Consider the following 23,940-nt stretch of genomic DNA (forward strand, 5'->3'; position numbering starts at 1 on the left):
TCTGACCTCCCGGTTTGCCCGCGATGGACAAACCGGGAGTCCTGCCAGTTACTTCCTCAGCGTCGGCGCCGTGCTGTGAATCTCATGCACGCGTTTACGCACACCAAACCAGCCAGCCACCAGCAATACCGCCAGCAGCGGAATTGATCCTATGGTGTAGGTACCGTTCGGATAATCGAAGGCCATCAGCACCAGCACGCTGAACAGGAACAGCAGCGTCAGCCAGGAGGTGAACGGCGCCCCCGGCATTCTGAAGCTGACCTTTGCCGCTTTCCCTTCCTTGATCGCTTTGCGCAGACGCATCTGACACACCACGATAAAGCCCCAGGAGGCAATGATCCCCAGCGAGGCGACGTTGAGTACGATCTCAAATACCTGAGATGGCACCAGATAGTTGAGGAAAACCCCGACTACATATACCCCCAGCGTCGCCAGGATCCCGGCGTAAGGGACGTGGTGACGGCTCATCTTCGACATAAACTTCGGCGCGGAGCCTCCCATCGACATCGAGCGCAGAATACGCCCGGTACTGTAGAGACCCGAGTTAAGGCTGGAGAGGGCCGCGGTTAACACCACGATGTTCATCACGCTGCCGATATATGGCACGCCCAGCTTTGAGAAGAAGGTAACGAACGGGCTCTGTCCGGCCTGGTAGGCGTTCCACGGCAGAAGCAGCACCAGCAACACCACCGAACCGACATAGAACAGACCGATACGCCAGATCACGCTGTTGATGGCCTTCGGCACCATTGTCTCCGGATCCTTACACTCTCCGGCCGCGGTCCCCACCAGCTCGATGGAGGCGAAGGCGAAGACCACCCCCTGCACCAGCACCAGCGCCGGCAGGAGGCCGTGCGGGAAGAAGCCGCCGTTATCGGTGATCAGATGGAAGCCGGTGGCATTGCCGTCCAGCGGCTTACCGGAGCCGAGGAAAATGGTGCCGACCACGAGAAAGGCGACGATCGCCAGCACCTTAACCAGCGCGAACCAGAACTCCATTTCGGCGAACCACTTCACGCCGATCATATTCATGGTGCCGACGATAGCCAGCGCGCCGAGGGCGAAGACCCACTGCGGCACATCGCCAAACGCGCCCCAGTAGTGCATATACAGCGCCACGGCGGTGATATCGACAATCCCGGTCATCGCCCAGTTAACGAAGTACATCCAGCCGGCCACGTAAGCGGCTTTTTCACCGAGGAACTCCCTTGCATAAGAGACGAAGCTGCCGCTCGAGGGGCGGTGGAGGACCAGTTCGCCGAGGGCGCGAAGAATAAAGAAGGAGAAGATGCCGCAGACCAGATAGACCAGGGCGAGCGCTGGCCCTGCCATTTGTAAACGTGCCCCGGCGCCGAGGAACAAACCGGTACCGATAGCGCCGCCGATGGCGATCATCTGTACCTGACGGTTGCCCATCGCTTTGTGATAACCCGCTTCATGTGAGTTAAGCCAGTGGCGTTTTGCAGCATGATGCTCCGCTGCATTTTCGTGTTTCGTATTCATTGATGTATCAGTTTCCTGTCAATGCCCATGTTTGCAGCCGGAATGGAGGACGGCTGGCACATTATGCTGGCTTTCTCATCATTCTGACGTAGGAGATAAGCTCAGACATGGCGCTGAATCCTACACGTAACCTAATAGTTACGCACCTAAAACATTTACCGAGAGCATTTGACAGATTTATCAATGAGATCAGCGTCGCAGAGTTTCCAGTAACAGCGTGAAAGCGCTGGTATGCTGGCGCCGGCTGGGGTAATAGAGATGGTAGCCGGGGAAGGCGGGGGTCCACTCCGCCAGCACCCGCACCAGCCGGCCGCTGGCTAAGGCCTCCGCCACGCAGTCATCCGGAACGTAGGCCAGCCCGAGGCCCGCCTCCGCCGCGTCGATGCGCTGCGGCAGGCTGTTGAGGATCAGCTGTCCCTCCACCCGCACCTGAATCTCCCGGCCATCGCGGGCAAATTCCCAGGCGTAAAGTCCCCCTCGTGTCGGCAGGCGCAGATTGATGCAGCGATGTTGGGCAAGATCCCAGGGCGTTTGCGGCGTACCGGCCCGCTGCAGATAGGCCGGCGAACCCACCACCGCCATCCGCATATCCGGGGCGATGCGCACGGCAATCATGTCTTTTGCCACCTGTTCGCCGAGACGCACCCCGGCGTCGAAGCGGTCACCCACGATATCCGTGAGCCCATTATCAACAGTGATTTCGATGTTAATATCAGGATATTGCAGCATAAATGGCTTTAGCGCCGGCCAGAGTACCGCGCTGGCGGCATGCTCCCCGGCGGTAATGCGCAGGTTGCCCGCCGGGCGTTCTCGGGTGTCGCGCAATGCAGCCAGGGCCTGCTCGATCTCTTCCAGATGCGGACCGAGGCGCTGAATCAGTCGCTCGCCCGCTTCGGTCGGCACCACGCTGCGGGTGGTGCGGGTCAACAGCCGGACATCGAGCCGCGTTTCGAGATGGCGCATGGCATGGCTGAGCGCCGACTGCGACACGCCAAGCTGGGCCGCCGCGCGGGTAAAGCTGCGTTCACGCGCCACCACCATAAAGGAGAGCAGATCGTTTACGTTCTCTTTTAGCATAATCTTTCCGGATTGATGAATACTGCTCACAGGTACGCAGAGTGTATGCCCGGCCTGAGGATTGTGCCAGCCTGATAGCCGGACGCAGTGGAGCAGAATGGTTATGGCGGATGATTTATTCCTCTGTGCAGGGCAGGTATTGTAATAGGCCCAAAAAACGCCAGCGCCAGGTGAACCGACATTCGCTGGCGCGGCATGACCGGGGGACGGCAGCCCGAAAGATGATCAAGAGTATCGCCAGGCAGAGTCTGGTAACCGGGGAGAAACAGAGATGAATATCAACGTGGTCGGCACCAGCGGCTCAGGCAAATCCACTTTGGCCCGGCGCCTGGCGCACAGGCTGGAATTACCTTGGATCGAGCTCGATCGCCTGTACTGGCGGCCGAACTGGCAGGTCGCGCCGGATGAGGCATTTTTCGCCGCCATTGCCGCCGCGACGGCCACGCCGGGCTGGGTGCTGGATGGCAATTACAATCGCAGCCGCAGCGTTAAATGGCGTGCGGTGGATTTGGTGATCTGGGTAGATTATGGTTTCTGGCGCACGTTGCGCCAGGCGGTATGGCGGGCGGCGAGCCGGGCGTGGCGACATCAGGAGCTGTGGCCGGGCACGGGCAACTGCGAGAGTTTTCGCCGTTCGTTCTGCAGCAGGGAATCCATCATCCTCTGGACGCTGAAAACCTGGCGGCAGCATCGCCGACGCTATCTGGCCGATATGCAGGATCCGCAATATCGTCATATTCGCTTCGTCCGGGTGCGCAATCCGCAGCAGGCCGAGGCGCTGCTCCGCGAGCTGGAAGCGCAGCGTTCAGCCGGGCATATCTAATTTTCAGCAGTACACATGTGAATTAATTGTTTCTCAATAGTTAGCAGAGATTTTAATAATGCAGGCACGTACTTTCATATGAGCCTGCGAAATGTCTTATCGAATCAGTATTCTGGATAAAAGTCCGCTTGCCGCCGGGGAAACCGCCGCGCAGGCGCTGGCGCGTACATTAACGCTGGCGCAACACGCCGAAGCCTGGGGCTACCACCGCTTCTGGGTCGCCGAACACCACAATACCGATCAGCTGGCGAGCCCCTCGCCGGAGCTGGTTATCGCCTGGCTGCTGGGCCACACCCGGCGGATCCGTCTTGGGTCCGGCGGCGTCATGCTCCAGCACTATAGCCCCTATAAGGTCGCGGAAAACTTTAACCTGCTGGCCGCCCTCGCGCCGGGCCGCATCGATCTCGGGGTCGGCAAGGCGCCTGGCGGCCTGCCGCTCTCCACCCGCGCCCTGCAGCAGGGCCTGCATCAAGAGGAGAAAGGGACCTTTGCCGATCAGCTGGCGCAGCTGGATAACTGGCTGTCGCTGACTGAGCCCGGGGGAGAGGAGAGCCTACGCGCCACGCCGATCCCGCCGCGCCGGGCAGACGGTTTTCTGCTCGGCGCCAGCCTGGAGAGTGCTGAACTGGCCGCCCGCCTTGACTGGAACTTTGTCTTTGCCGCCCATCTCAATGGCGACAGCGCGCTGCGCCGTGCCGTGTTCAACCGCTGGCGCGAGCTCAGCCCGCGTGAGGCGATCGTCGCCGTGCAGGTGGTGGTGGCTGACGATCCGGCCACCGCCGCCGCGCTGGCGCAGCAGGTCGAGGTGTGGGGCGTCGAGCTGGAGAACGGCCAGCGGGTGACCGTCGGCAGTGAGGCTCAGGCCGTCGCCTTTGCCCGCCAGGCCGGCAGCCGACCGACGCGCATTGCCCGCCGTGAATCTTCGCTGATCTCCGGTACTCCCGAACAGGTTAAAGCCCGGCTTGACGCGCTGCAGGCGGAAGAACAGTTGGATGAACTCATCATTGATACCCCCATTAGCGACGGGCCAGCGCGCCTGCACTCCCTGCGCCTGCTGGCGCAGGCTCACTACGGCAAGGAGGTGCTGAATGTCCTTTGAACAACAACTGATTAGCTGGCGGCGCGAGCTGCACCAGAACCCGGAGCTCTCCCTGCAGGAGGTGGCCACCACCGCGCGGATCCGCGACTGGCTGCAGAGCGGCGGGCTGACCCTGCTGCCCTACGATCTGAAAACCGGGCTGGTCGCCGAAGTCGGCAGCGGCGACAAGGTGATTGCCCTGCGGGCGGACATCGACGCGTTGCCCATCGAGGAGGCGACCGGTCTGCCTTACCGCTCGCAGAATCAAGGGGTAATGCATGCCTGCGGCCACGATATTCACACCAGCGTGATGCTGGGGGCGGCGCTGCTGCTGAAGGAGCGGGAAGCGGAACTCCCGGGGCGGGTGCGGATCCTGTTTCAGCCGGCGGAGGAAAATTTTGGCGGGGCGAAAACCCTGATCCGCGCCGGGGCGCTGGAGGAGGTGTCGGCGATCTTCGGCATGCACAATGAGCCCGGCCTGCCGGTGGGCGAATTTGCCACCCGCGGCGGCGCGTTCTACGCCAACGTCGACCGCTTCGTCTTGAAAGTGACCGGGAAGGGGGCGCATGCCGCCCGCCCACATGAAGGAAAGGATGCGATCCTGCTGGCCAGCCAGCTGGTGACGGTGCTGCAGAGCGTGGCCAGCCGGGAAGTGAACACCCTCGACTCGGTGGTGCTCAGCGTGACGCGGATCCAGGGAGGCAATACCTGGAACGTGCTGCCGGAGAGCGTCGAGCTGGAGGGGACGCTGCGCACCCACAGCAGTGAAGTGCAGCAGCGGGTCAAGGCCCGGGTCAGCGAGATTGCCGCCGGTTTCGCCAGCGCCTTTGGCGCGCAGATTGACGTCTTCTGGTACGCCGGCCCGACGGCGCTGGTCAACGACGCCCGCTGGGCCGATTTCGCCAGCGAGGTGGCAGCCCAGGCCGGGTATCGCACCCACCATGCCGATCTGCATCTCGGTGGCGAAGATTTTGCGGTCTATCTTCAGCATATTCCCGGGGCGTTCGTCAGCATCGGCAGCGCCAGCGAATATGGTTTGCACCATCCGGCATTTAATCCGGATGAACGGCTGATTGCGCCCGCGGCGCACTATTTCGCCCGTCTCGCGGAAGAAGCGTTACAACACATTTAACGAATGACAGGGGAAGGGGTAGCTATGTCTGAAAATCGACAATTGCGTCTGGGAACCATATTGCATGGCGCATCGGGAAATATGTCCGCCTGGCGTCATCCGGCGGCCCAGGCGGACGCCAGTATTAATTTTGATTTCGTCACCCAGACGGCGCTAAAAGCAGAAGCGGGGAAGCTGGACTTTATTTTTGTCGCCGACGGTTTATATATTAACGAAAAATCGATTCCCCATTTTTTAAATCGCTTCGAACCCTTAACGGTACTTTCCGCGCTGGCCGCGATCACCCGGCGACTGGGGCTGGTGGGGACCTTATCGACTTCGTACAGCGAGCCGTTTACCACCGCCCGCCAGTTCGCCAGCCTTGACCATTTAAGCCAGGGACGGGCGGGGTGGAACGTGGTCACTTCCCCGCTGGAGGGGTCGGCGAAAAACTTCTCCCGGGCCCAACATCCGGATCATGCGCTGCGCTATCGCATTGCCGATGAATACCTGCAGGTGGTGAAAGGCTTATGGGATTCATGGGAAGAAGATGCCTTTGTGCGCAATAAGGAGACTGGTCAGTTCTTTGATAAAAATAAACTGCATACGCTCGACCACCACGGCGATTTCTTTAAAGTCGCCGGGCCACTAAATATTGCCCGCACGCCGCAGGGCCGACCGATTATTTTCCAGGCCGGCGCGTCGGATGACGGCAAAAAATTAGCCGCGCGCCACGCCGATGCCATTTTTACTCATCAGGACTCGCTGGCCGAGGCGCAGGCATTTTATCGGGATGTCAAAAGCCAACTCGCCGCATATCAGCGCAGTCCGGACCAACTGCATATTTTCCAGGGTGTCAGCGTCATCGTCGGGGATGACGCCGAGGATGCGGAGCGGCAGTACCAGACCACCGCGGCGTTGGTCTCCATCGAGGATGCCCTGAATTATCTCGAGCGCTATTTCGAACACCACGATTTCTCGCAGTACCCGCTCGACGAACCTTTCCCGGATATTGGCGACCTCGGACAAAACAGCTTCCGCAGCACCACCGACGAGATTAAACGTCACGCCCGCGAGCGGGGCTTAACCCTGCGCCAGGTGGCTCTGGAGGCAGCCAGCCCGCGTCCGCGCTTTACCGGCACCGCCAGCGATGTCGCTGATGGCCTGCAACTGTGGTTCGAGCAGCACGCGGCGGACGGCTTCATTATTCAGGGCGGCACGCCGGAAACCTTCCCGCGCTTTGTGGATGAGGTGGTTCCGCTGTTACAGGCGCGCGGACTGTTCCGTCGCGACTATCCGGGCACCACCCTGCGGGAAAGTCTGGGTCTGGCGCTACCCGCTAATCAATTCCAAAAATAATAAAAGAGAATCACGCTATGCAGAAAACAACACTCTTGCTGGCCGTCGCGTTGGCATTTAGCGCCTCATCGTGGGGTCAGGACGTCAAGATCAATGGCACCGGAGTGAGCCTGGAGGCCAACAAAACGCCGATTCATACAGCGAAAAATCCGCAGGCCATTGCCCTGTTGCCGCAAGATCTGCATCTGGCGGTGCCGGGGAAATTCACCGTCGCGGTGGCGGCCCTGAACTCTCCGCCGCTGACGGTCTTTGCCGATGACAACAAAACCCTGCTCGGCAGCGAGGCGGATATCGCCCGGCTGGTGGCGGAGAGCCTCGGGCTGGAAGTAAACGTGGTTCCCACTTCATGGGAAGACTGGCCGCTGGGGGTCACCTCCGGCAAATATGATGCCGCGATCAGCAATATTACCGTCACCAAAGAGCGGAAAGAGAAGTTCGATTTCGCCACCTACCGCAAAGACTCGCTGGGCTTCTACGTCAAAAGCACCAGTCCGCTTAGCAAGATTGACAAAGCGGAAGATATCGCCGGGCTAAAGATTATTGTCGGCTCCGGCACCAACCAGGAGGCGATCCTGCTGGCGTGGAACGCGGAGAACGTCAAGAAGGGGCTGAAGCCGTTTATCCCGGTCTACACCAAGGATGATGCCGCCCAGACGCTGGCCCTGCAGACCGGACGAGCCGACGCCTTCTTCGGCCCCAACGTGATTGGCGCGTGGAAGGCGGCGCTGACCGGCAAAACCAAACTGGTGGGCAGCGTCGATGGCGGCTGGCCAAAAGCGGCGCACATCGCGGTAACGCTGAAAAAAGACAGCGGGCTGGTGAATGCCGTCCAGGCGGCGCTGAACGGGGCTATCGCCAGCGGGGACTACGCCAAAGTGCTTAACCGCTGGGGCGAAGGGGTGGAAAGCATTCCGCAATCGGAAATCAATCCGCCCGGACTGGGCGACTGACAGGAGGCGCGATGAGCGAAGCATTCCGCGATATTTCTCCGGAGGCTCCGGAGCTGCAGCCGATTATTAGCGGGCTGTTTGCCGAATATGCCGCCCGCTACGGCGACTATTTTTCCCGCGATGCGGAAGTGGAGTTAAGTGAGTGGTATGTGCCGCCGCAGGGGCTGTTTATTGTCCTTGAGCGTGAGGGCGAAATTATCGCCACCGGCGCGTATAAGCCGAAGGATCGCCACACCGCGGAGATCAAACGTATCTGGACGCACCGCCGTCTGCGCCAGCAGGGGCTGGCGGCGAAGGTGGTCCAGGAGCTGGAGCGACGGGCGGTGCTGGCCGGGTACAGCCATATCTACCTGACCACCGGTTTCCGTCAGCCGGAGGCGGTAAAGCTCTATCTCAGCCAGGGGTATGAGGCGCAGTTTGACCTCACGAGAGACCCGGAAGAGTACAGTCAGCCGCCGTACGATGGCCGGCTGCGGTTCACTAAAGCGCTGGCGGTGAGCGCCTACAGCCACAGCGCCTGAGGAGGCATTATGCATTCATCTGAAACGATCAAAGTGGTGCCGGCGCGCTATCCGCTGCGGGTGGTCGGGGCTCTGGTCGCCCTGCTGGTGCTGGCGGTGGTGATCCAGTCGGTGGCCTTTAACCCGCGCTGGGAGTGGGGCGTCTTCGCCCGCTGGTTCTTCGACCCGGTGATCCTCGAGGGGCTGGGGCAAACCCTGCTCCTGACCCTGCTCGGCACGGTGCTAAGCGTGATCTTCGGCGGCCTGCTGGCGCTGGCCCGTTTGTCCTCATCGTGGCTGCTCAGCAGTCTCGCCTGGGGCTATATCTGGCTGTTTCGCTCGCTGCCGCTGATTGTGGTGCTGATCATTCTCTATAACTTTTCCTATCTCTACGACACCCTGTCGCTGGGGATCCCGTTTACCGGCGTCACCTGGGTCAGCTATCAGACCATTAACGTGCTGGGGCAATTCTCCACGGCGGTGGTGGGCCTGACCCTGGTGCAGAGCGCCTATACCGCGGAGATTATTCGCGGCGGCTTTCTCGGCGTCGACCACGGGCAGTATGAAGCCGCCGCCGCGCTGGGGCTACCCGCCTGGCGGCGCACGCTGCGCATTATTCTGCCGCAGGCGCTGCGCACCATCCTGCCATCCGGCTTCAACGAGATCATCAGTCTGGCCAAGGGAACGGCGATGGTGTACGTCCTGGCGATGCCGGAACTGTTCTACACCATCCAGATGATCTACAACCGTACCCAGGAGGTGATCCCGCTGTTGATGGTCGGCGCCGCCTGGTATCTGGCGATCACCAGCGTCCTCTCCGCCATTCAGTATCTGGTGGAACGGGGCCTGGCGCGCAGCGAGCGCCGCTCGGCGGTAAACAGCGCCCGCAGCAGCCGAACCACTCAACCCGCACGTCAACCACAGCCCCAGGAGGCCGTTCATGCCCAGCTCTCATAATGGCCATATCTCTATCACCGGGGTCAGCAAATACTATGGCCGCCACAAGGCGCTGGACGATGTGTCGCTGGAGATCCCCCCGGGCACGGTGACGGTGATCCTCGGCCCTTCCGGCTCGGGCAAGTCCACGCTGCTGCGCACCATAAATCACCTCGAACGGGTCGATGAGGGATTTATTCAGATTGACGGCGACTATATCGGCTATCGCCGCAAAGGCGACAAGCTGTATGAGATGAAAGAAAAGGAAATTCTTCGCCAGCGGATCAACGTCGGCTACGTGTTCCAGAACTTTAACCTGTTTCCGCACCTGACGGTGCTGGAGAACCTGATTGAGGCGCCGATCGCCCACCAGCAGGTCACGCGCAAAGAGGCCATTGCCCGCGCCTATGAGCTACTGGACGTCGTCGGACTGCGCAATAAAGCCGACGCCTGGTCGCGGCATCTCTCCGGCGGCCAGCAGCAGCGTATCGCCATTGCCCGGGCGCTGGCGCTGAACCCGCGGGTGATCCTGTTTGATGAGCCCACCTCGGCGCTGGATCCGGAGCTGGTGGGCGAGGTGCTGGATGTGATCAAAAAGCTGGCGCGATCGGGCACCACCCTGGTGGTGGTCACCCATGAGATTGGCTTTGCCCGCGAGGTGGCCGACCAGGTGGTGTTTATGGTCGACGGCAGGATCGTCGAGCAGGGCAGCAGCGACGAGGTTCTCAACCATCCGCAGCATCCGCGTACCCGGCAGTTTTTATCCAGGGTGCTGCCGTCATGAACAGAGCGCTAATGACCCTTGTTCTCAGCGCTTTTGCCGTGAGCGCTCACGCGGCGCTGGATCTGCGCGCCAATGAGCAGCCATTGCCGGTCACCCGCGACCCGCAGGCGATAGCGAAAATTCCGCCGGGCTATCGCTTCGTCGAGCCAGGGACGCTAACGGTGGCGATCTCGGCGCTCAATTCGCCGCCGCTGGCCCTGCTGGCCAGCGACAACCGCACGCGGATCGGTAGCGACCCGGATATAGCCCGCCTGCTGGCCGGAAGCCTTGGCCTGAAGCTCAGGCTGGTGCCCACCGCGTGGGAGGACTGGCCGCTGGGCATCGCCTCCGGCCGCTACGATGTGGCGCTGATCAATATCGCGGTAACCGAGAAGCGCAAAGAGAAGTTCGATTTTGCGACTTACCGGGTGGACTCCCTGGCCTTCTCGGTGAAATCCACCAGCGATATCGCCGCGGTAAACGGACCCGCCGACCTTGCCGGGCGCAAAGTGATCGTCGGGTCCGGCACCAATCAGGAGCGGATCCTGCTGGGCTGGAACGAGGACAACCGCGCCGCCGGACGGCCGCAGGCCCAGCCGGTCTACCTGACCGATGATGCCTCCGGCAATCTCTATATCCAGTCCGGGCGGGCGGATATCTTTTTCGGCCCGCAGTCGGTGGCAGCCTATAAAGCGGCGCTTAACGGCCAGACCCGGGTGGTGGGCCTGGGGCCGAAAAAAGCGTGGGTGGCGACAACCACCAAAAAAGGCAACGGCCTGGTCTATGCCCTGCAGGCAGCCCTCGACGGGGCGATTGCCCGCGGTGAATATCAGCAGGTGCTGGCGCGTTGGGGGGAGCAGGGCGAAGCGGTGGCGCAGTCGGTGGTCAACCCGCCGGGGATAACCTACTAACCCCCAGTGGCATGGTGTGCCGGGTGGGTGAGCGGCAAATTTCTGCCTACACTTAGGCTTTACCCTGGAGGCAGACCATGATAACCGTTTATGGCGTGCCGGGATGGGGCTCGACGATTAGCGAGCTGATGCTCTCCCTGGCCGATATTCCCTACGAGGTGGTTGACGTGGAGGGCTTTGACCAGCCCGGTCCGGCGCGCGAGCGTCTGCGGCAGATTAATCCGCTGTGCCAGGTGCCCACCCTGAGGCTGGCCGACGGGAGCATCATGACCGAAACCGCCGCCATCGCACTGATGATCCTCGACCAGCGTCCCGATCTGGCCCCCGCGCCTGGGACGCCACAGCGTCCGCAGTTTCAGCGCCTGCTGGTCTGGCTGGTGGCCAATGTCTATCCTACCTTTACCTATGCCGATTACCCGGAACGCTGGGCGCCCGCCGCCGCGGAGCAGCTTGTGGAGAATTGTCGCCAGCACCGGAAAAATCTCTATCTCTGGTTCGAACAGCAACTGGCCGCCGGGCCGTGGGCGCTGGGCGCGTCGGTAACGTTGCTGGATTGCTATATCGCGGCGATGTACCGCTGGGGACCCCGCCAGGCGTGGTTTGACGACCACGCGCCAAAATTCGCCGCCATCGCCCGGGCGGTCTGTCAGCGACCGGAGCTGGCCGCGGCGCTACGCCGTAACAAGCTGATTTAACGCACGCGATGCCAACCATAACGGCCATTCTGTGGTAGCGTTATGGCTCTGATCACAAGGAGTCTTTGCTATGCCGCATGTTGATATTAAATGCTTTCCCCGTGAACTGACTGATGAACAAAAAACCGCGCTGGCCGCCGACATTACCGAGGTGCTGATCCGCCATCTGAACAGTAAAGAGGGCGCGGTCAGCGTCGCACTCACTCAGGTTGAGCCGGACGCGTGGCAGGCGGTGTGGGACAGTGAGATCGTCCCGCAGATGGCGCAGTTGATTAAGAAGCCGGGTTATAGCATGTAACCTGACACCCGGAGGCGATGCTGCGCATTTGTCCGGGCTACGCGTTCTCAGCGGTCTGCAGTTCCGTAGCCCGGGCAAGGCGCTTTGCGCCGCCCCCGGGGAGGGGCTTCTCCGGCGACGCACTGAGAGAAACAGCATGTTCATCTATCCTAAGCGCCAGAGAGCCAACCGAGGTGGGTATGAAAGACGAATTGTTTGCCGATCTGCTGGCGAGTGCAGAAGAAATGGTCAGGATCGAGAAAGGTGAACAAATGCCGATGGAGCAGCACGTTCATACCTTCAGCGAAATTGACGTGAAAGCGATACGTTAAGCCACAGGTTTAAAACAGCAGGACTTTGCAGCGGCCGTTGGCGTTAGCTACGAGTTGGTTAAAAGCTGGGAAACGAAACGACGTCACCCAACCGGTGCAGCCAGAAAACTGCTTTTATTGCTTCAGGGTAATCCATTGATTATCAACTTGTTGAAGGTTGTTTGAAAGGTTATTCTTCGCAAGGAAAATGGCAGAGTTTGCCCTCTTTCGTAACCGGGGCCTTTAAAAAGGAGTGCATTCCGTATGGAAACCAACGATTCTATTTTGTAAGAAATCAAGAAATACAGCGCTCATATTGATAGGTTTAGAGCGCGAGCAAACACTCATGGTATCTGGTTGTTTATTGCTACCCTTGGATGCTGGGGGGTAACTGAGCCCAGTATTCGGATATTAGCATTCGTTATGCTTTTCTTTATTTTTTTTGTTTCTTCTACACGGTAGCTTTCCAGGTGAAAAGCGAACGTTTAAAAAGATTCACGATGATATAAAAAATAAAATAGTTGATAATTTAACACCAGAACAACAGCAAGAAAGGTTTCACGATCTTCTCATCGTTGAGAAAAAACGAAAGTCACTTGTTGGAATTATAAAAACAACCCTTATCTTTTTAGCCTGTTATGGTTTTTATTTTATGAGTTTATATTACTTCATACAGCACTGGCATAGTGACAAAGTAACAGCGTGTATTTAAATCAACCCGTCCTGGCATTTGAGCCGGACGGGCCGTTTGATTAAAACCAAATCTCCGTCTGCACGCCGAAGTTCCATGTCCCGCCGGCGGTAAAGCCTTTGCTGCCGAAATCGTCATTTATCGCGTAGCGATCCAGCGCTTTATCCCAGTTCATCCAAGTGGCAAAGAAGCGGATTTCCGGCCGCGCCTTGATATCCAGCACATCACCCACTTTAAAGGTGGGGGCGAAGGTCAGCTTGTAGAAATCACCGCGCACCGCCTGATACTGATAAACGTTGTCATTATAGCGATAGCTGCGCCCGTTCGGATTGAGATCCATATACTGCCACGAGGCCTCATACAGCAGGGCGAAGTGAGCGGAGATCCCCTGTGATACCCGCAGGTTAAACGTCGCCCAGTCGTAGCGGTCGCCGTCGCGATAGCGGTCTTCGCTATGCTGGGCTATCACCGACGGCGCCAGCTGCCAGTTTTTCCCCAACGGCAGGATGCCATACGACGCAAAGCGCAGGGAGGCCGCGTTCTCGGTCAGATCGCCATCGCTCCCCGGCTGACGCGCTTCGGCGCCCAGCCCGACGCCGTATTGCAGGGCGCTTTCCGACACCCCCGGCGCCAGGCCGTAGAACTGCTGTTTGTCGTGCAGGGCCAGCATCGCGTAGTAGCCGTTTTTGGCGGTATTATCGCTGCGCAGGGCATAGCTCCCGGTGGTCGAGGTATTATCTTTCAGGTCATCGTTGCCCTGGGCGGTCATCACCGTGGTCATCAGTTGCCAGTTGCCGTAAAAATGGTTGGCGGTGAACAGCAGATTCTGGATGTCATTATCCGCGTAATTATCGCTGCCAAGGTCGCCGAAGTTACGTGCATACACCGAATAGTCGCCGCGCAGGCCGCTTCCCCAGTCGACATCATTGATCCCGCCGCCGGTACCGCCGAGGAACATGATGTCGCTATCGGTAAAGTGGATATCGAAGTTATCCCGATCGAAGCGCTTGCCGGCCCAAATTGAGGCGCGTTTTAACGGACCGGTGAATTCGGCAAAGTTACCCATCTCGACGTACAGCTGACGAATGTTCAGATGGTGGCTGTCGTTATCCTGAACCCACGGATCCGGGTTGGTGGCCCCGTCGGCGAGCATGGTCTTGAAGCGCGCCCATGAGCCATCGTTGAAGGTGAGCTTTTTGCCAAAGCTCAGCTCAGCGTAATTATCTTTTTCGTTACCGAGACGACCGACATGGGCATCGCCGTTGAGCGAACTGGCCGGGGAGACGCCCGGCCCGCCGCGGGCGCCTTTACCATGGCTGTTGACTAACATCCCGGAACGGGCGTAGGCGTTAAAGGTAAACCCATCGTCCGGGGCGCGCTTCGCCAGCTGCTCGCTCAGTTGCTGATTAGTGGCCTGCTGTTTTTGTTCGCGAGCCGTGGTCTGCTGGCTGAGCGCCTGCACCTGCTGCTCCGCCGCCGCGGCGCGCTGCTCGGCGGCGGCAGTTTGCTGTTCTGCCCGCTGCGCGCGGCGGCTGGCCTCGCTGGCCTGCTGTTCAGCGAGATTGAGGCGCGCTTCCAGCTGCGCCAGCCGTTGCTCCACGCTCAAGCCGGCGGCGCTGACACTGATGAGCGGAAAAAGGGCGCAGCAAACCGCTGCGCTAATCACAGAGATACGCATAAAAATCCTTAATTTATCCAGAGGTTAAATCAGCGGGGGCGCCTTACATGGCGGGGGATTCTCCGGCGGTCGGGGCCGGGGCTGGCGAGGCGCCGCGTCCGGCATCAAGGTCGGCACGAATCTGCTCATACTGATCGTCGAGGCGGTAGAAGCGGCCCATCCACAGCATCGAGGCGAGGATCAATAGCGCCGGAATGTATAGATAGCAGGCCTTGATGGCCAACAGGGCGCTGTCGCTCTGCGTGTGGTTGGCGATATAGCCGCTGGAGGAGAGCAGCACGCCGGTGATAGCCCCGGCACCAGCCATCGCCACCTTGCCGAGAAAACCGTTTATCGAGGTCAGGATCCCTGCGGTATTAATCCCGGTTTTCCACACGCCGTAATCCACCGGGTCGGCCTGCATCGAGAAATAGATAGCCGTGCGTTGGCCGGCGCCGAGGGAGAGGATCACGGCCCCGACGATCAGTCCCAGAACGTGGGCGCCAGACACCATCATAATCCCCATCCCGAGCAAATTGACCGCGCTGGCCACCAGATAGACATGACGTTTTTTCATGCGTCGGGCCAGCAGCGGGACGGTGAGGGTGCCGAGCAGGGGAACGAAGGTGGAGATCCCGGCGATAACCGCCGTCAGCTCGGTATTCCCGACGTAATAATGGAAGAAGTACACCAGGGCCCCGGTCTGAAAGAAAAAGGCACCCCACATCAGAAAGATATTGCTGGCGAAGACCCACCACGGACGATTGGCGCGCAGACTAATCCAGGCGCGTTTCAGGGTCATGCGCTCCCCGGTAAGGGTGATCTTTTCTTCGACGTTGCGAAAGCTCACCAGCAGGAAAAAGGCCGCCAGTACGCCAAAAATCACCGCGGTATAGAGGAATCCCTGCTGCTGGTTGCCTTTGCCTAGCATGCCGACCAGCGGCAGCGTAGCCACGGCGACGATGGTGGCGCCAAGGGAGCCCAGCAAAATGCGCACCGCCGACAGCGTGGTGCGTTCTGCGGAATCACTGGTTAAAAACGGCAGCATGGCGCAGAACGGAATATTCACCAGGGTGTAGAGGAACGACAGACACAGATAGGTGACAAAGGCGTACAGCAGTTTGCCGGTGGTGCCGAAATCCGGCACATAAAAGGCCAGAATACACAGCAGGCCAAAAGGCAGGGCGCCGATCAGCAGCCAGGGGCGGCAGCGCCCCCAGCGGGTGGTGGTATTGTCGATCACCAGCCCCATCAGCACGTCGGCCACGCCGTCTACCAGCCGGGTGACCAGGAACATCAGGCCGACATAATAGGCCGGGAGACCCATGACGTCGGTGTAAAAGAACATCAGATACAGAGAGATCATCTGCCACACAAGGTTGCAGGAGAGATCGGCAATGCCATAGCCAAGGCGCTGCCGCCACAGGGTAAACGTTGTTTCTGCCATAAATCACTCGCTTATCGTTGTTGTTAAAGTCCGTACTGGCGAATAAACCAGGCCGGGGTACAGCTCCACGCATGGCAGTAACTGTTGATAAGCTTACTGCCATACGGGGAAAAGTCAGGATGTTGGGGGTCGAAAATTTCCCAGAAGGTGTCGGCGCCGTAGGCGACCATCGCCCCCCAGTAGGCTTTGATCTCCGCCACCGCCTCCTCGCGCAGGCCGGACTGTAGCAGGGCAACAATGTGATGATGACGCAGGTACGGGGTGTTCATGGCAATGGCGGGCGGCTGCTGCTGCAGGCGGCGCATCAGCGCCTGACGCTGCCCGGCGGTGCCAACTTCCGCCAGCACCAGCCAGATCTGCGACGCCCATGAGACCTGACGCACGGCGCCGCTGATAAACACCTGCCGATCGTTGTCCCACAGGTGGTGGAGGGCGGCCTCCTTCAGCTGCCAGAGCGTGGCAGTGTAGTCGGGTACCCGCTGCGGTTCAAAACGCTGCGCCAGCCAGAGGGCGCGCTGCAGACAGTAGATGAGCACCCCCTGCGCCGAGGCCTGTTTATTCAGCTCCGCCTGCCAGTCGATAAATACCCACCAGTCATCGCTGTCGCGCACCAGCCCCTGCGAATCGCAGCGGGTCAGCGCCAGCTCGATTTGCCGCCGCGCCGTGGGCCACAGCTCACCGACGGTTTCCGTGTCGCCGGTGCTTTGCAGGTAGTTATAAAGCACGTCGACAAAAAACAATGAGTAATCAAACAGAAAGGTGTCATCGGCGCGTACCTCTGGCTGAACAAAGACATTGGCGGAAACCATGCCATCTTCCCGGGTATGGCCGGCAAAGAGATACAGGCAGCGGCGGACCAGATCGTGGTGGCCGAAGGTCACGTCATTCACCTGCGCCTGCAGGCGCAGGTCGCCCAGCCACAGCCGACGGTCGCGTTTCGGCCCATCTTCAAACACCTCCTGCATGCAGTTTTTCAGGGTACGAACGGCAACGTCATCAATGGCTTTCAACTGCGGATCGGCGATGACCGCCGGGTGCGGGCTGCCGGCAGAGGTGACGGTTTCCAGAGCGATCTCATCGAACTGCAGACGAAACTTGCGCGACAGCGCTTTGACCTCCACCTTCAGGTAGCGCAGGCAATAGCGACGTGGCAGAGCGACCCGGGCGGGCAGGACGTCAAGCCACAGATCCTGCTGCTGCAACCAGCTGCTGCTCAGCCATCCCTGGTATTCGCTGAACGGCTCACAGACTTCGCTCAGCGTCTCGCCGAAGGTGAAGTGCAGATGGGCCGGGGCATCGGGCGGGCTGCCGACGCTGCGGCAGCTGAACTGCAGGTAGCCAACAAAATGGCTGCCAAAATCAATAATGATGCTGTCGCCGACGTTGAGCGGTTGCTGATAAAACTGCTCCGGCGTGCAGACGGTATTCCCCCGCCAGCCGTTCAGCGCTCCTGGTTCAGCGACGGCCTCGACGATGGCCTGCGGCGTCTGGCGCAGGCGTTGCAGCGCGGGCGTCAGGTCGGCCGCACGCTGTAAAAAGCGTGGATGACGGATCATCGCCACGCTGGAATTGTATTGAATTGCTTGTGACATACTGCGTCCTCTCCGTTAGGTTAGGCGCAGCATAGGCCGTCGTCCGGCGCGGCTACCACTCTGGCAATGCCAAACCGTCAGTGAAAATGGCAGGAATAATGAGGTGGGGGCGCTGGCGATCACAAATCCGCACATCGGGCGCGTGCCGAGGGCCGGAATAGATTATCGTGCTCCTGCGCCATAGGTTGTTCAGGATTTGCTGTAATGATGACACTGACCGTTGAGTATTATTTCACCCATCCCCAGGATAAGCTCGGCATGTACGCCAGTGACCCGGAGGATAATAGCCAGGAGCATGGCCATGAATTTGCCGAACTGGTGATCGTCGAGGAGGGGCATGGGTTACACGTTATTAATGGTCGCCCGCTGTATATCCAACAGGGAGACGTATTTTACGTCCAGCCTGGCGATGTGCATTATTATGATGAGCTGGGGACGCTGAAGCTGATTAATGTCTTAATTAATCCGGCGGTGGCCTTTGGCTATTTACAGCAGATGGAGGGATTGCTGCAGCAATTATCCGCGCAGCGCGCCGCCTGCTATGGCTGGCTGGCGCCGGAGACTCGCAGCTATTGCCGGGAACTGGTGGAAAAGATATTTTCCCCGGCGCTGAGGGCGGCGGATAATACCCCGCTACGGGAGTCTCTCTTTTTCCAGCTGGTGACCACCATTCTCACAGCCGAGTCGGAAGCCGAATATAGCAGCACTCGCTATAAACTGCATAAATTACTCACCTGGCTTCAGGAGCACTGTTTCGAAGAACATAACTGGCAGCAGCTGGCGGAGCAATTTCATCTCACCACCCGCACCGCGTTTCGCCATATTAAAGAGGCCACCGGATTAACCCCGGATAATTATCTGAAACGTCTGCGGCTGGTCTCCGCGCGGGTCAAATTACGCGAAACGGAGATGACCATTACCGAAGTGGCTTATCTGTGCGGCTTCGCCAACAGCAACCACTTTACCACCCTGTATAAAAAAGTGTTTGGCCTGACCCCCAGCGCCGATCGCCGCCGCCCACCGGGTTAAAAGGGGGCCGCAGGCCGGGCAGGGGAAAAACCGGCCGCCCGCGGCAAGTCACGCTTATTCGTCGAGGGAGTTTGCCCGCACATGACGGCCGCTGGCGACAAAATTGCCGGTGCCCAGATGATGCAGGGTATTGAGCTTATCGTCGTCGAATTGCCAGCGTCCGGTGACGAACGCGCGCTCATCGGCGGCGGCAGAGACCACCTCCCCGAACAGGGTGTCGTACTGGGTCTGGGCCGCCGTCGCCGGCAGCAACCGGCACTCCATCCATGCCAGACATTTCTCCTCGATCAGCGGCAGCCCCAGCTCCGGACCGGTTACTACCGGGATCCCCCAGGCATTGAATTTGTCCTCATCGCGGCCGCTGACGCTGCCGACGGCGTAGGTCCAGCTGGCGGCTGCGACGCCGGGAACCACAATGCCGAAGGTGCCATTGCGCTCGATGATCTCCCGCGTCCAGGTGCTTTTATCCACCACGATAGCCACCCGCGGCGGGGCGAATTCCACCGGCATTGACCAGGCGGCGGCCATAACGTTGCGCCGGTCGGACGGGGCATCGTAGCTGGTGATCAAAATGGTTGGGCCGTGGTTGAGCAGGCGGCTGGCGTACTGCAGTTCAACGTGGCGAAAGCGGCTCATAGGCGTTCCTTGAATAATGGGTCGGTTGGCAGGTAACACGTTAAGCCGCAATGAAAATGTAATCAATACGTCATCTCGTCTGACTATAGTCGCCAGCACTAAGTCCCAAAGAGGATCACAATATGTTGGCTCCCCTGATGCTATCCCAGGTGAGCGTGCCCCGTCGGATGTCGGCCGCCGGGCTGGTCTCGCTGTCCCGAAAGGGAGGGCGATGATGCGCACGCTGACCCCTATCACCCTGCAGGAGGTCTCTTTCGCCTTCGCAGAGACCCCTATTCTTGACCGCTTCACGTTGCATATCGAACCCGGCCGCATCGTGGCGCTACTGGGCCCTTCCGGCTGCGGCAAAAGCACGCTGCTGCGTCTGCTGGCCGGGCTGAGCGTGCCGGCCAGCGGCGAAATCCGCTTTGGCGACAGGCTGGTCGCCCGCGCAGGATGGGGATTGCCCCCGGAGCAGCGCGATATCGGCATGGTTTTTCAGGATTATGCCCTCTGGCCGCATATGAGCGTGGCGCAGAACGTCGCCTTTCCGCTGCGCATGCGCGGCGTCTCCCGCAGCGAACGTGAGCGCCGGGTCAGCGAGGCGCTGGCGCGGGTAGGCCTCAATGGCTTTGCCGAACGTAAGCCTTCAGGCCTCTCCGGCGGTCAGCAGCAGCGGGTGGCGCTGGCGCGGGCGATCGTCGCCGCGCCGCGGGTGCTGCTGTTTGATGAACCGCTCTCCAACCTGGACAGCGAACTGCGCGAATCGCTGTGCGGCGAAATGAGCCGCCTGTTGCGACAGCTCGGCATCACCGCCCTGTATGTCACCCATGACCGACGTGAAGCCGAGCTGTTAGCCGACCAGATTGTCTATTTATCCGCGGGCCGCGTGGCCGCTGTCCGCGCCGTTACGCCAACCTCAGGGGAAGTTGCATGAACACCGTTATGACCGTTAAGAAAGGAGTGGTACTCGCGATGGCTCTCTCCGCCATGATGCTCTCCAGCGCCCATGCGCTGACCGTTTACACCGCCGGACCCGGCTCGCTGGCGAAAAGCCTGGCCAGCGGTTTTGAACAACAGACCGGGGTGAAGGTGACCGTTTTTCAGGCCACCACCGGCAAAGTGATGGCCCGACTGGAGGCCGAGCAGGCCAACCCGCAGGCGGATGTGCTGATCTCCGCCTCGTGGGATACCGCCGAAGATCTGCACCAGCGGGGCTGGTTGTTGCCTTTTGCGAGCGCCAACGCCGACCAGGTACCGGCGAACCTGAAATCGGCGGACTATATCGCCCAGGGCGTCTCCGCCCTGGGTATTGTCTGGAACAGTAAAAGCGGCACCCCGGAACCGAAAGAGTGGCGGGATCTCACCCAGCCGGCGTTTAAAGACAAGGTGACAACCCCCGACCCGGCGCTCTCCGGCGCGTCGCTGGATTTGCTGATCGGGCTGCAAAACAGCATGGGCGACCAGGCCTGGCAACTGTTTGACGATCTGAAAAAGAACGGCATGGTAGTCAGCGGACCCAACGCCCAGGCGGTGACGCCGGTGATGCAAGGGGCGAAAGCGGCGGTGTTTGGCGCGGTGGATTATGTCTCCTACGGCAATATTCAGCAGGGCGAGTCGCTGAAGGTGATCTTCCCGGCCAGCGGAACGGTGATTGCCCCGCGCCCGATGATGATCCTCAAAACCAGCCAGCATCCCGGCGAGGCCAAAGCCTTTATCGATTACGTGCTGTCGCCGGAAGGTCAGGCGAAGGTCGCCGACGCCTGGCTGATGCCCGCCCGCCGCGACGTGGCGGCTAAACGTCCGCTACTGGACGCGCTGAAGGTGCTACCCACCACCAGCGAGGGCAGCAGCGAGCGGGGCGCCGTGCTCGCCCGCTTCAGTCAGCTGTACGCGCAGTAATTGATCCCGTTTCTCCGGCGCTGGCCGCCGGAGGACCCTCAGCTTCAGGAACCGGTTGTGAAACAAACATTCCTTTCCGGCGCGACCCTTGCCGCCCTGGTGATGCTGGTCGCGTTACCGTTAGTGTTTATTCTGCTGCAGGCGATTTTTCCCCATTTTAGCGCCGGTTCGCTCGGGGACGCCTTTGGCGGCATCCCGGCGCTGCTGGCCGATCCTCAGCTGCCGGCGATGCTCGGCGGTACGCTGTGGATCGCCGCCGGCGTGGCGCTGGTCAGCGTAATGATTGGCCTGCCGCTCGGCATCCTGCGCGGTATGTTTTCGCTGCCGCTGCCCCGGCTGTGGGATCTCCTGTTTTTGATCCCCTTTCTTACGCCGCCCTATATCTCGGCGCTCTCCTGGATGCTGGCCCTGCAAAGCCAGGGCTATCTGCAGCAGCTGACCGGCTGGCAGCTGAACGATCTGCTGTTCAGCCGCAGCGGGATCGTGCTGGTGATGACCTTTAACATATTTCCGGTGGTCTACTTTGCCGTCTCCCGCAGCCTGCTGGCGAGCGGGACCCGGCTGGCGGTGGTCGCCCGCGTCCATGGCGCCAGCGCCTGGCGCGCCTTCTGGCACGTGACGCTACCGATGCTCTCTCCGGCGCTGGCGGCGGGGATGCTGCTGGCGTTTACCCTCGCCATCGAGGAGTTTGGCGTACCGGCGGCGCTGGGCAGCCGGGCGGGAGTGGTGATGCTGACGGTCGGTATTGAGAAAAAGCTGGCCGACTGGCCGGTGGATCTCCCTGGCGCCGCGCTATTGTCGCTGCTGCTGATGGCGGTGGCGTTGTTCGCCTGGTGGCTGCAAAGGCGGCTGGTGGGGGAGAAAGAGGTCACCAGCGTCACCGGTAAGCCGGGGGAGAACCACGGGGCATCGCTGGGCTGGATGACGCTGCCCGCCGTGCTGGCGATGGCGGCCGTCGGCGGCCTGGCGGTCGGCGTCCCCGCCGTCTCGATGATGCTCACCAGCGTGATGGGCACGCTCTCCGGTGGTGTGAGTGTTGAGAATGTCACGCTGCGTCATTTCGCGGCGCTGTTTGACCAGCAGGGAGATGCCCTTTCGGCCCTCGGCACCAGCCTGTCGCTGGCCCTGGGTTCGGCGCTAATCGTCGGCGCGCTGGGCCTGCTGGCCGCCTGGCTGGTGATGGTGCAGAAGATTAAAGGGCGCGGGATGGTGGACGCGCTGTCGCTGATGCCGGCGGCGCTGCCGGGCGTGGTGGTGGGGGTCGGTTTGATCCTGCTGTGGAATCAGCCCTTCTGGCCGCGCTCGCCCTATAACACGCTGTGGATGCTGCTGCTCTCCTATTGCTGCCTGCTGTTGCCCTGGCCGGTGCGCTATGTCGGCAGCGCGCTGCGCCAGCTGGGCCCGAACCTTGAGCCCGCCGCCAGGGTGCACGGGGCGTCGCCACTGCAGGCGCTGCGGTTGATTGTCCTGCCGCTGGTCTTTCCGGCGCTGCTGGCGGCGATGCTGATGGTGTTCGCGGTGGCCTCCCGGGAGCTGGTGACCTCGCTGCTGCTCTCTCCGGCCGGTACGCAAACCGTGGCGGTGTTTATCTGGCGCCAGTTCGAACAGGGTTCCGTCGGTCAGGGCATGGCGATGGCCAGCCTGACGTTGTTGACCGGTCTGGTCCTGATGCTGACGGCGCTGGCGCTGATGCAGCGCCGCACGCGCGGTTAACGCTAAGCGCACAAAAAAGACGGTCGGCGCGGAAAAATAGGCTATAAATGTCGGACACCTACAGCTGGAGGCCCTGATGAGTCCCTTTTTACGCGCCTATTTTTCCCGTCTGAGCTGGACGGGTGAGCCTGATGTTTCCATTGATACCCTGCGGGAACTGCATCTGCAGCATAACAGCGCCATCCCCTTTGAAAACCTCGACGTCCTGCTGCCGCGTGAAATCCACCTTGACGATGGGGCGCTGGAAGAGAAGCTGATCGCCGCCCGCCGCGGGGGGTATTGTTTTGAACAGAATGGCCTGCTGGAGCGCGCGCTGCGCGAGATAGGCTTTAACGTCCGCAGCCTGCTGGGCCGCGTGGTGCTGGCCAACCCGCCGCAGATGCCGCCGCGTACTCACCGTCTGTTGCTGGTGGAGGTGGCGGGGGAGCGCTGGATCGCCGACGTCGGCTTCGGCGGCCAGACGCTGACCGCGCCGATCAAACTGCTGGCCGATATCCCACAGCAAACGCCGCACGGCAGCTATCGTCTGGTGCATGAAGGGGATGAGTGGACGCTGCAGTTCAACCATCACGAACACTGGCAGTCGATGTACCATTTCGATTTAGGCCGCCAGTATGCGTCTGATTATGTGATGGGCAACTTCTGGTCGGCGCACTGGCCGCAGTCCCACTTCCGTCACCATCTGCTGATGTGTCGTCATCTCCCGGACGGCGGCAAAATGACCCTCACCAACTTCCACTTTACCCACTGGGAGAATAACCATGTGGTGGAGAAGGTCGATTTTGCCGATGTCTCCGCGCTGTATGAAGGGCTGCAGACCCGTTTCGGCCTGGGGGTGGACGATCCTAAACATGGCTTCAGCGAAGCGGCGCTGGCGGCGGTGATGGCGGCGTTCGATACCCATCCGGAAGCCGGGAAGTAAATCTCCTCATGCCCGGCGGCGCTGCGCTTGCGCGGGCCTACGGGGTATGAGCCTGTGAGAGGGCCCTGTAGGCCGGGT

Annotated in this window: 20 protein-coding genes and 2 pseudogenes; 16 read left to right on the forward strand and 6 right to left on the reverse strand. The window is 60.5% G+C overall.

All coding sequences use genetic code 11. The features are described from left to right. Nucleotides 1–48: 48 nt before the first annotated feature. Together ansP and IB144_RS12185 are read right to left on the reverse strand one after the other, a co-directional pair. Nucleotides 49–1,503, reverse strand: coding sequence for an L-asparagine permease (ansP, locus tag IB144_RS12180; protein WP_002906778.1), 1,455 nt, complete (start codon nt 1,501–1,503; stop codon nt 49–51). Nucleotides 1,504–1,692: 189 nt separating this feature from the next. Next, a complete protein-coding gene (locus IB144_RS12185; protein ID WP_002906776.1) occupies nt 1,693–2,580 on the reverse strand; it encodes a LysR family transcriptional regulator in 888 nt (295 codons plus the stop codon). A 271-nt stretch (nt 2,581–2,851) separates the two neighbouring features. Between IB144_RS12185 and IB144_RS12190 the strand changes: the two genes are divergently transcribed. The 11 genes and pseudogenes from IB144_RS12190 to nadS all read left to right on the forward strand — a co-directional run bounded on the left by IB144_RS12190 (nt 2,852) and on the right by nadS (nt 12,480). Beyond that, a complete protein-coding gene (locus IB144_RS12190) occupies nt 2,852–3,403 on the forward strand; it encodes a hypothetical protein (protein ID WP_023313264.1) in 552 nt (183 codons plus the stop codon). A gap of 91 nt (nt 3,404–3,494) precedes the next feature. Then, nucleotides 3,495–4,502, forward strand: a complete 1,008-nt coding sequence (locus IB144_RS12195) for an MsnO8 family LLM class oxidoreductase (RefSeq protein WP_004212407.1) — start codon at nt 3,495–3,497, stop codon at nt 4,500–4,502. Continuing rightward, complete coding sequence (locus IB144_RS12200; RefSeq protein ID WP_015958491.1) at nt 4,492–5,613, forward strand: M20 peptidase aminoacylase family protein; 1,122 nt, start codon at nt 4,492–4,494, stop codon at nt 5,611–5,613. Before IB144_RS12195 ends, IB144_RS12200 begins: the two co-directional genes overlap by 11 nt. Before the next feature lie 24 nt (nt 5,614–5,637). Further along, a pseudogene (locus tag IB144_RS12205) lies at nt 5,638–7,901 on the forward strand (NtaA/DmoA family FMN-dependent monooxygenase). An 11-nt stretch (nt 7,902–7,912) separates the two neighbouring features. Next, nucleotides 7,913–8,422 (forward strand): GNAT family N-acetyltransferase, encoded by a 510-nt coding sequence (locus tag IB144_RS12210; RefSeq protein ID WP_002906702.1) that lies wholly within the window; start codon nt 7,913–7,915, stop codon nt 8,420–8,422. Between the two features lie 9 nt (nt 8,423–8,431). Then, nucleotides 8,432–9,358, forward strand: a complete 927-nt coding sequence (locus tag IB144_RS12215; RefSeq protein WP_032433136.1) for an amino acid ABC transporter permease — start codon at nt 8,432–8,434, stop codon at nt 9,356–9,358. Then, entirely contained in the window at nt 9,342–10,121 is a 780-nt protein-coding gene (locus tag IB144_RS12220) for an amino acid ABC transporter ATP-binding protein (RefSeq protein ID WP_002906697.1), read from the forward strand. The genes IB144_RS12215 and IB144_RS12220 overlap by 17 nt, the downstream gene beginning before the upstream one ends. A gap of 38 nt (nt 10,122–10,159) precedes the next feature. After that, on the forward strand, nt 10,160–11,011 hold the full coding sequence (locus tag IB144_RS12225; protein ID WP_072093194.1) for a transporter substrate-binding domain-containing protein: 852 nt from the start codon (nt 10,160–10,162) through the stop codon (nt 11,009–11,011). 77 nt (nt 11,012–11,088) lie between these two features. After that, complete coding sequence (locus IB144_RS12230) at nt 11,089–11,706, forward strand: glutathione S-transferase family protein (RefSeq protein WP_023280157.1); 618 nt, start codon at nt 11,089–11,091, stop codon at nt 11,704–11,706. Between the two features lie 70 nt (nt 11,707–11,776). Next, complete coding sequence (pptA, locus tag IB144_RS12235; RefSeq protein WP_046654028.1) at nt 11,777–12,004, forward strand: tautomerase PptA; 228 nt, start codon at nt 11,777–11,779, stop codon at nt 12,002–12,004. Between the two features lie 179 nt (nt 12,005–12,183). Next, nucleotides 12,184–12,480: pseudogene (gene nadS, locus IB144_RS12240) on the forward strand (NadS family protein). Nucleotides 12,481–13,046: 566 nt separating this feature from the next. Here nadS and IB144_RS12245 read toward each other — a convergent pair. From IB144_RS12245 to IB144_RS12255, 3 genes are read right to left on the reverse strand one after another with little or no spacing between them, the layout of a single operon-like run. Beyond that, the gene (locus IB144_RS12245) at nt 13,047–14,663 is read right to left on the reverse strand and encodes a carbohydrate porin (protein WP_004151221.1); all 1,617 of its coding nucleotides are present in this window, start codon (nt 14,661–14,663) and stop codon (nt 13,047–13,049) included. A 43-nt stretch (nt 14,664–14,706) separates the two neighbouring features. Next, nucleotides 14,707–16,089: an MFS transporter gene (locus tag IB144_RS12250; protein WP_004151222.1), complete on the reverse strand. Its 1,383-nt coding sequence runs from the start codon at nt 16,087–16,089 to the stop codon at nt 14,707–14,709. Nucleotides 16,090–16,112: 23 nt separating this feature from the next. After that, nucleotides 16,113–17,681, reverse strand: a complete 1,569-nt coding sequence (locus tag IB144_RS12255; RefSeq protein WP_023301882.1) for a family 78 glycoside hydrolase catalytic domain — start codon at nt 17,679–17,681, stop codon at nt 16,113–16,115. 204 nt (nt 17,682–17,885) lie between these two features. Between IB144_RS12255 and IB144_RS12260 the strand changes: the two genes are divergently transcribed. Then, nucleotides 17,886–18,710 carry a helix-turn-helix domain-containing protein gene (locus tag IB144_RS12260; protein ID WP_004180112.1) on the forward strand — a complete coding sequence of 275 codons (825 nt, stop codon included), beginning with the start codon at nt 17,886–17,888 and terminating at the stop codon, nt 18,708–18,710. Between the two features lie 54 nt (nt 18,711–18,764). Here the strand turns inward: IB144_RS12260 and IB144_RS12265 are convergent, their stop codons facing one another. Then, on the reverse strand, nt 18,765–19,346 hold the full coding sequence (locus IB144_RS12265; RefSeq protein ID WP_004151228.1) for a flavin reductase family protein: 582 nt from the start codon (nt 19,344–19,346) through the stop codon (nt 18,765–18,767). A gap of 211 nt (nt 19,347–19,557) precedes the next feature. On the opposite strand from IB144_RS12265, the gene IB144_RS12270 reads away from it, so the two are divergent. The 4 genes from IB144_RS12270 to nhoA all read left to right on the forward strand — a co-directional run bounded on the left by IB144_RS12270 (nt 19,558) and on the right by nhoA (nt 23,862). Next, on the forward strand, nt 19,558–20,262 hold the full coding sequence (locus IB144_RS12270; protein WP_004189827.1) for an ABC transporter ATP-binding protein: 705 nt from the start codon (nt 19,558–19,560) through the stop codon (nt 20,260–20,262). Next, on the forward strand, nt 20,259–21,227 hold the full coding sequence (locus IB144_RS12275; protein WP_004189830.1) for an ABC transporter substrate-binding protein: 969 nt from the start codon (nt 20,259–20,261) through the stop codon (nt 21,225–21,227). Before IB144_RS12270 ends, IB144_RS12275 begins: the two co-directional genes overlap by 4 nt. 57 nt (nt 21,228–21,284) lie before the next feature. Then, complete coding sequence (locus tag IB144_RS12280; protein ID WP_004175969.1) at nt 21,285–22,940, forward strand: iron ABC transporter permease; 1,656 nt, start codon at nt 21,285–21,287, stop codon at nt 22,938–22,940. Between the two features lie 76 nt (nt 22,941–23,016). Next, nucleotides 23,017–23,862, forward strand: coding sequence for an N-hydroxyarylamine O-acetyltransferase (gene nhoA / locus IB144_RS12285; RefSeq protein ID WP_023280152.1), 846 nt, complete (start codon nt 23,017–23,019; stop codon nt 23,860–23,862). Nucleotides 23,863–23,940 lie beyond the last annotated feature (78 nt).

It is taken from the genome of Klebsiella sp. K4 (genome assembly GCF_014596785.2).
GTDB lineage: Bacteria > Pseudomonadota > Gammaproteobacteria > Enterobacterales > Enterobacteriaceae > Klebsiella > Klebsiella pneumoniae.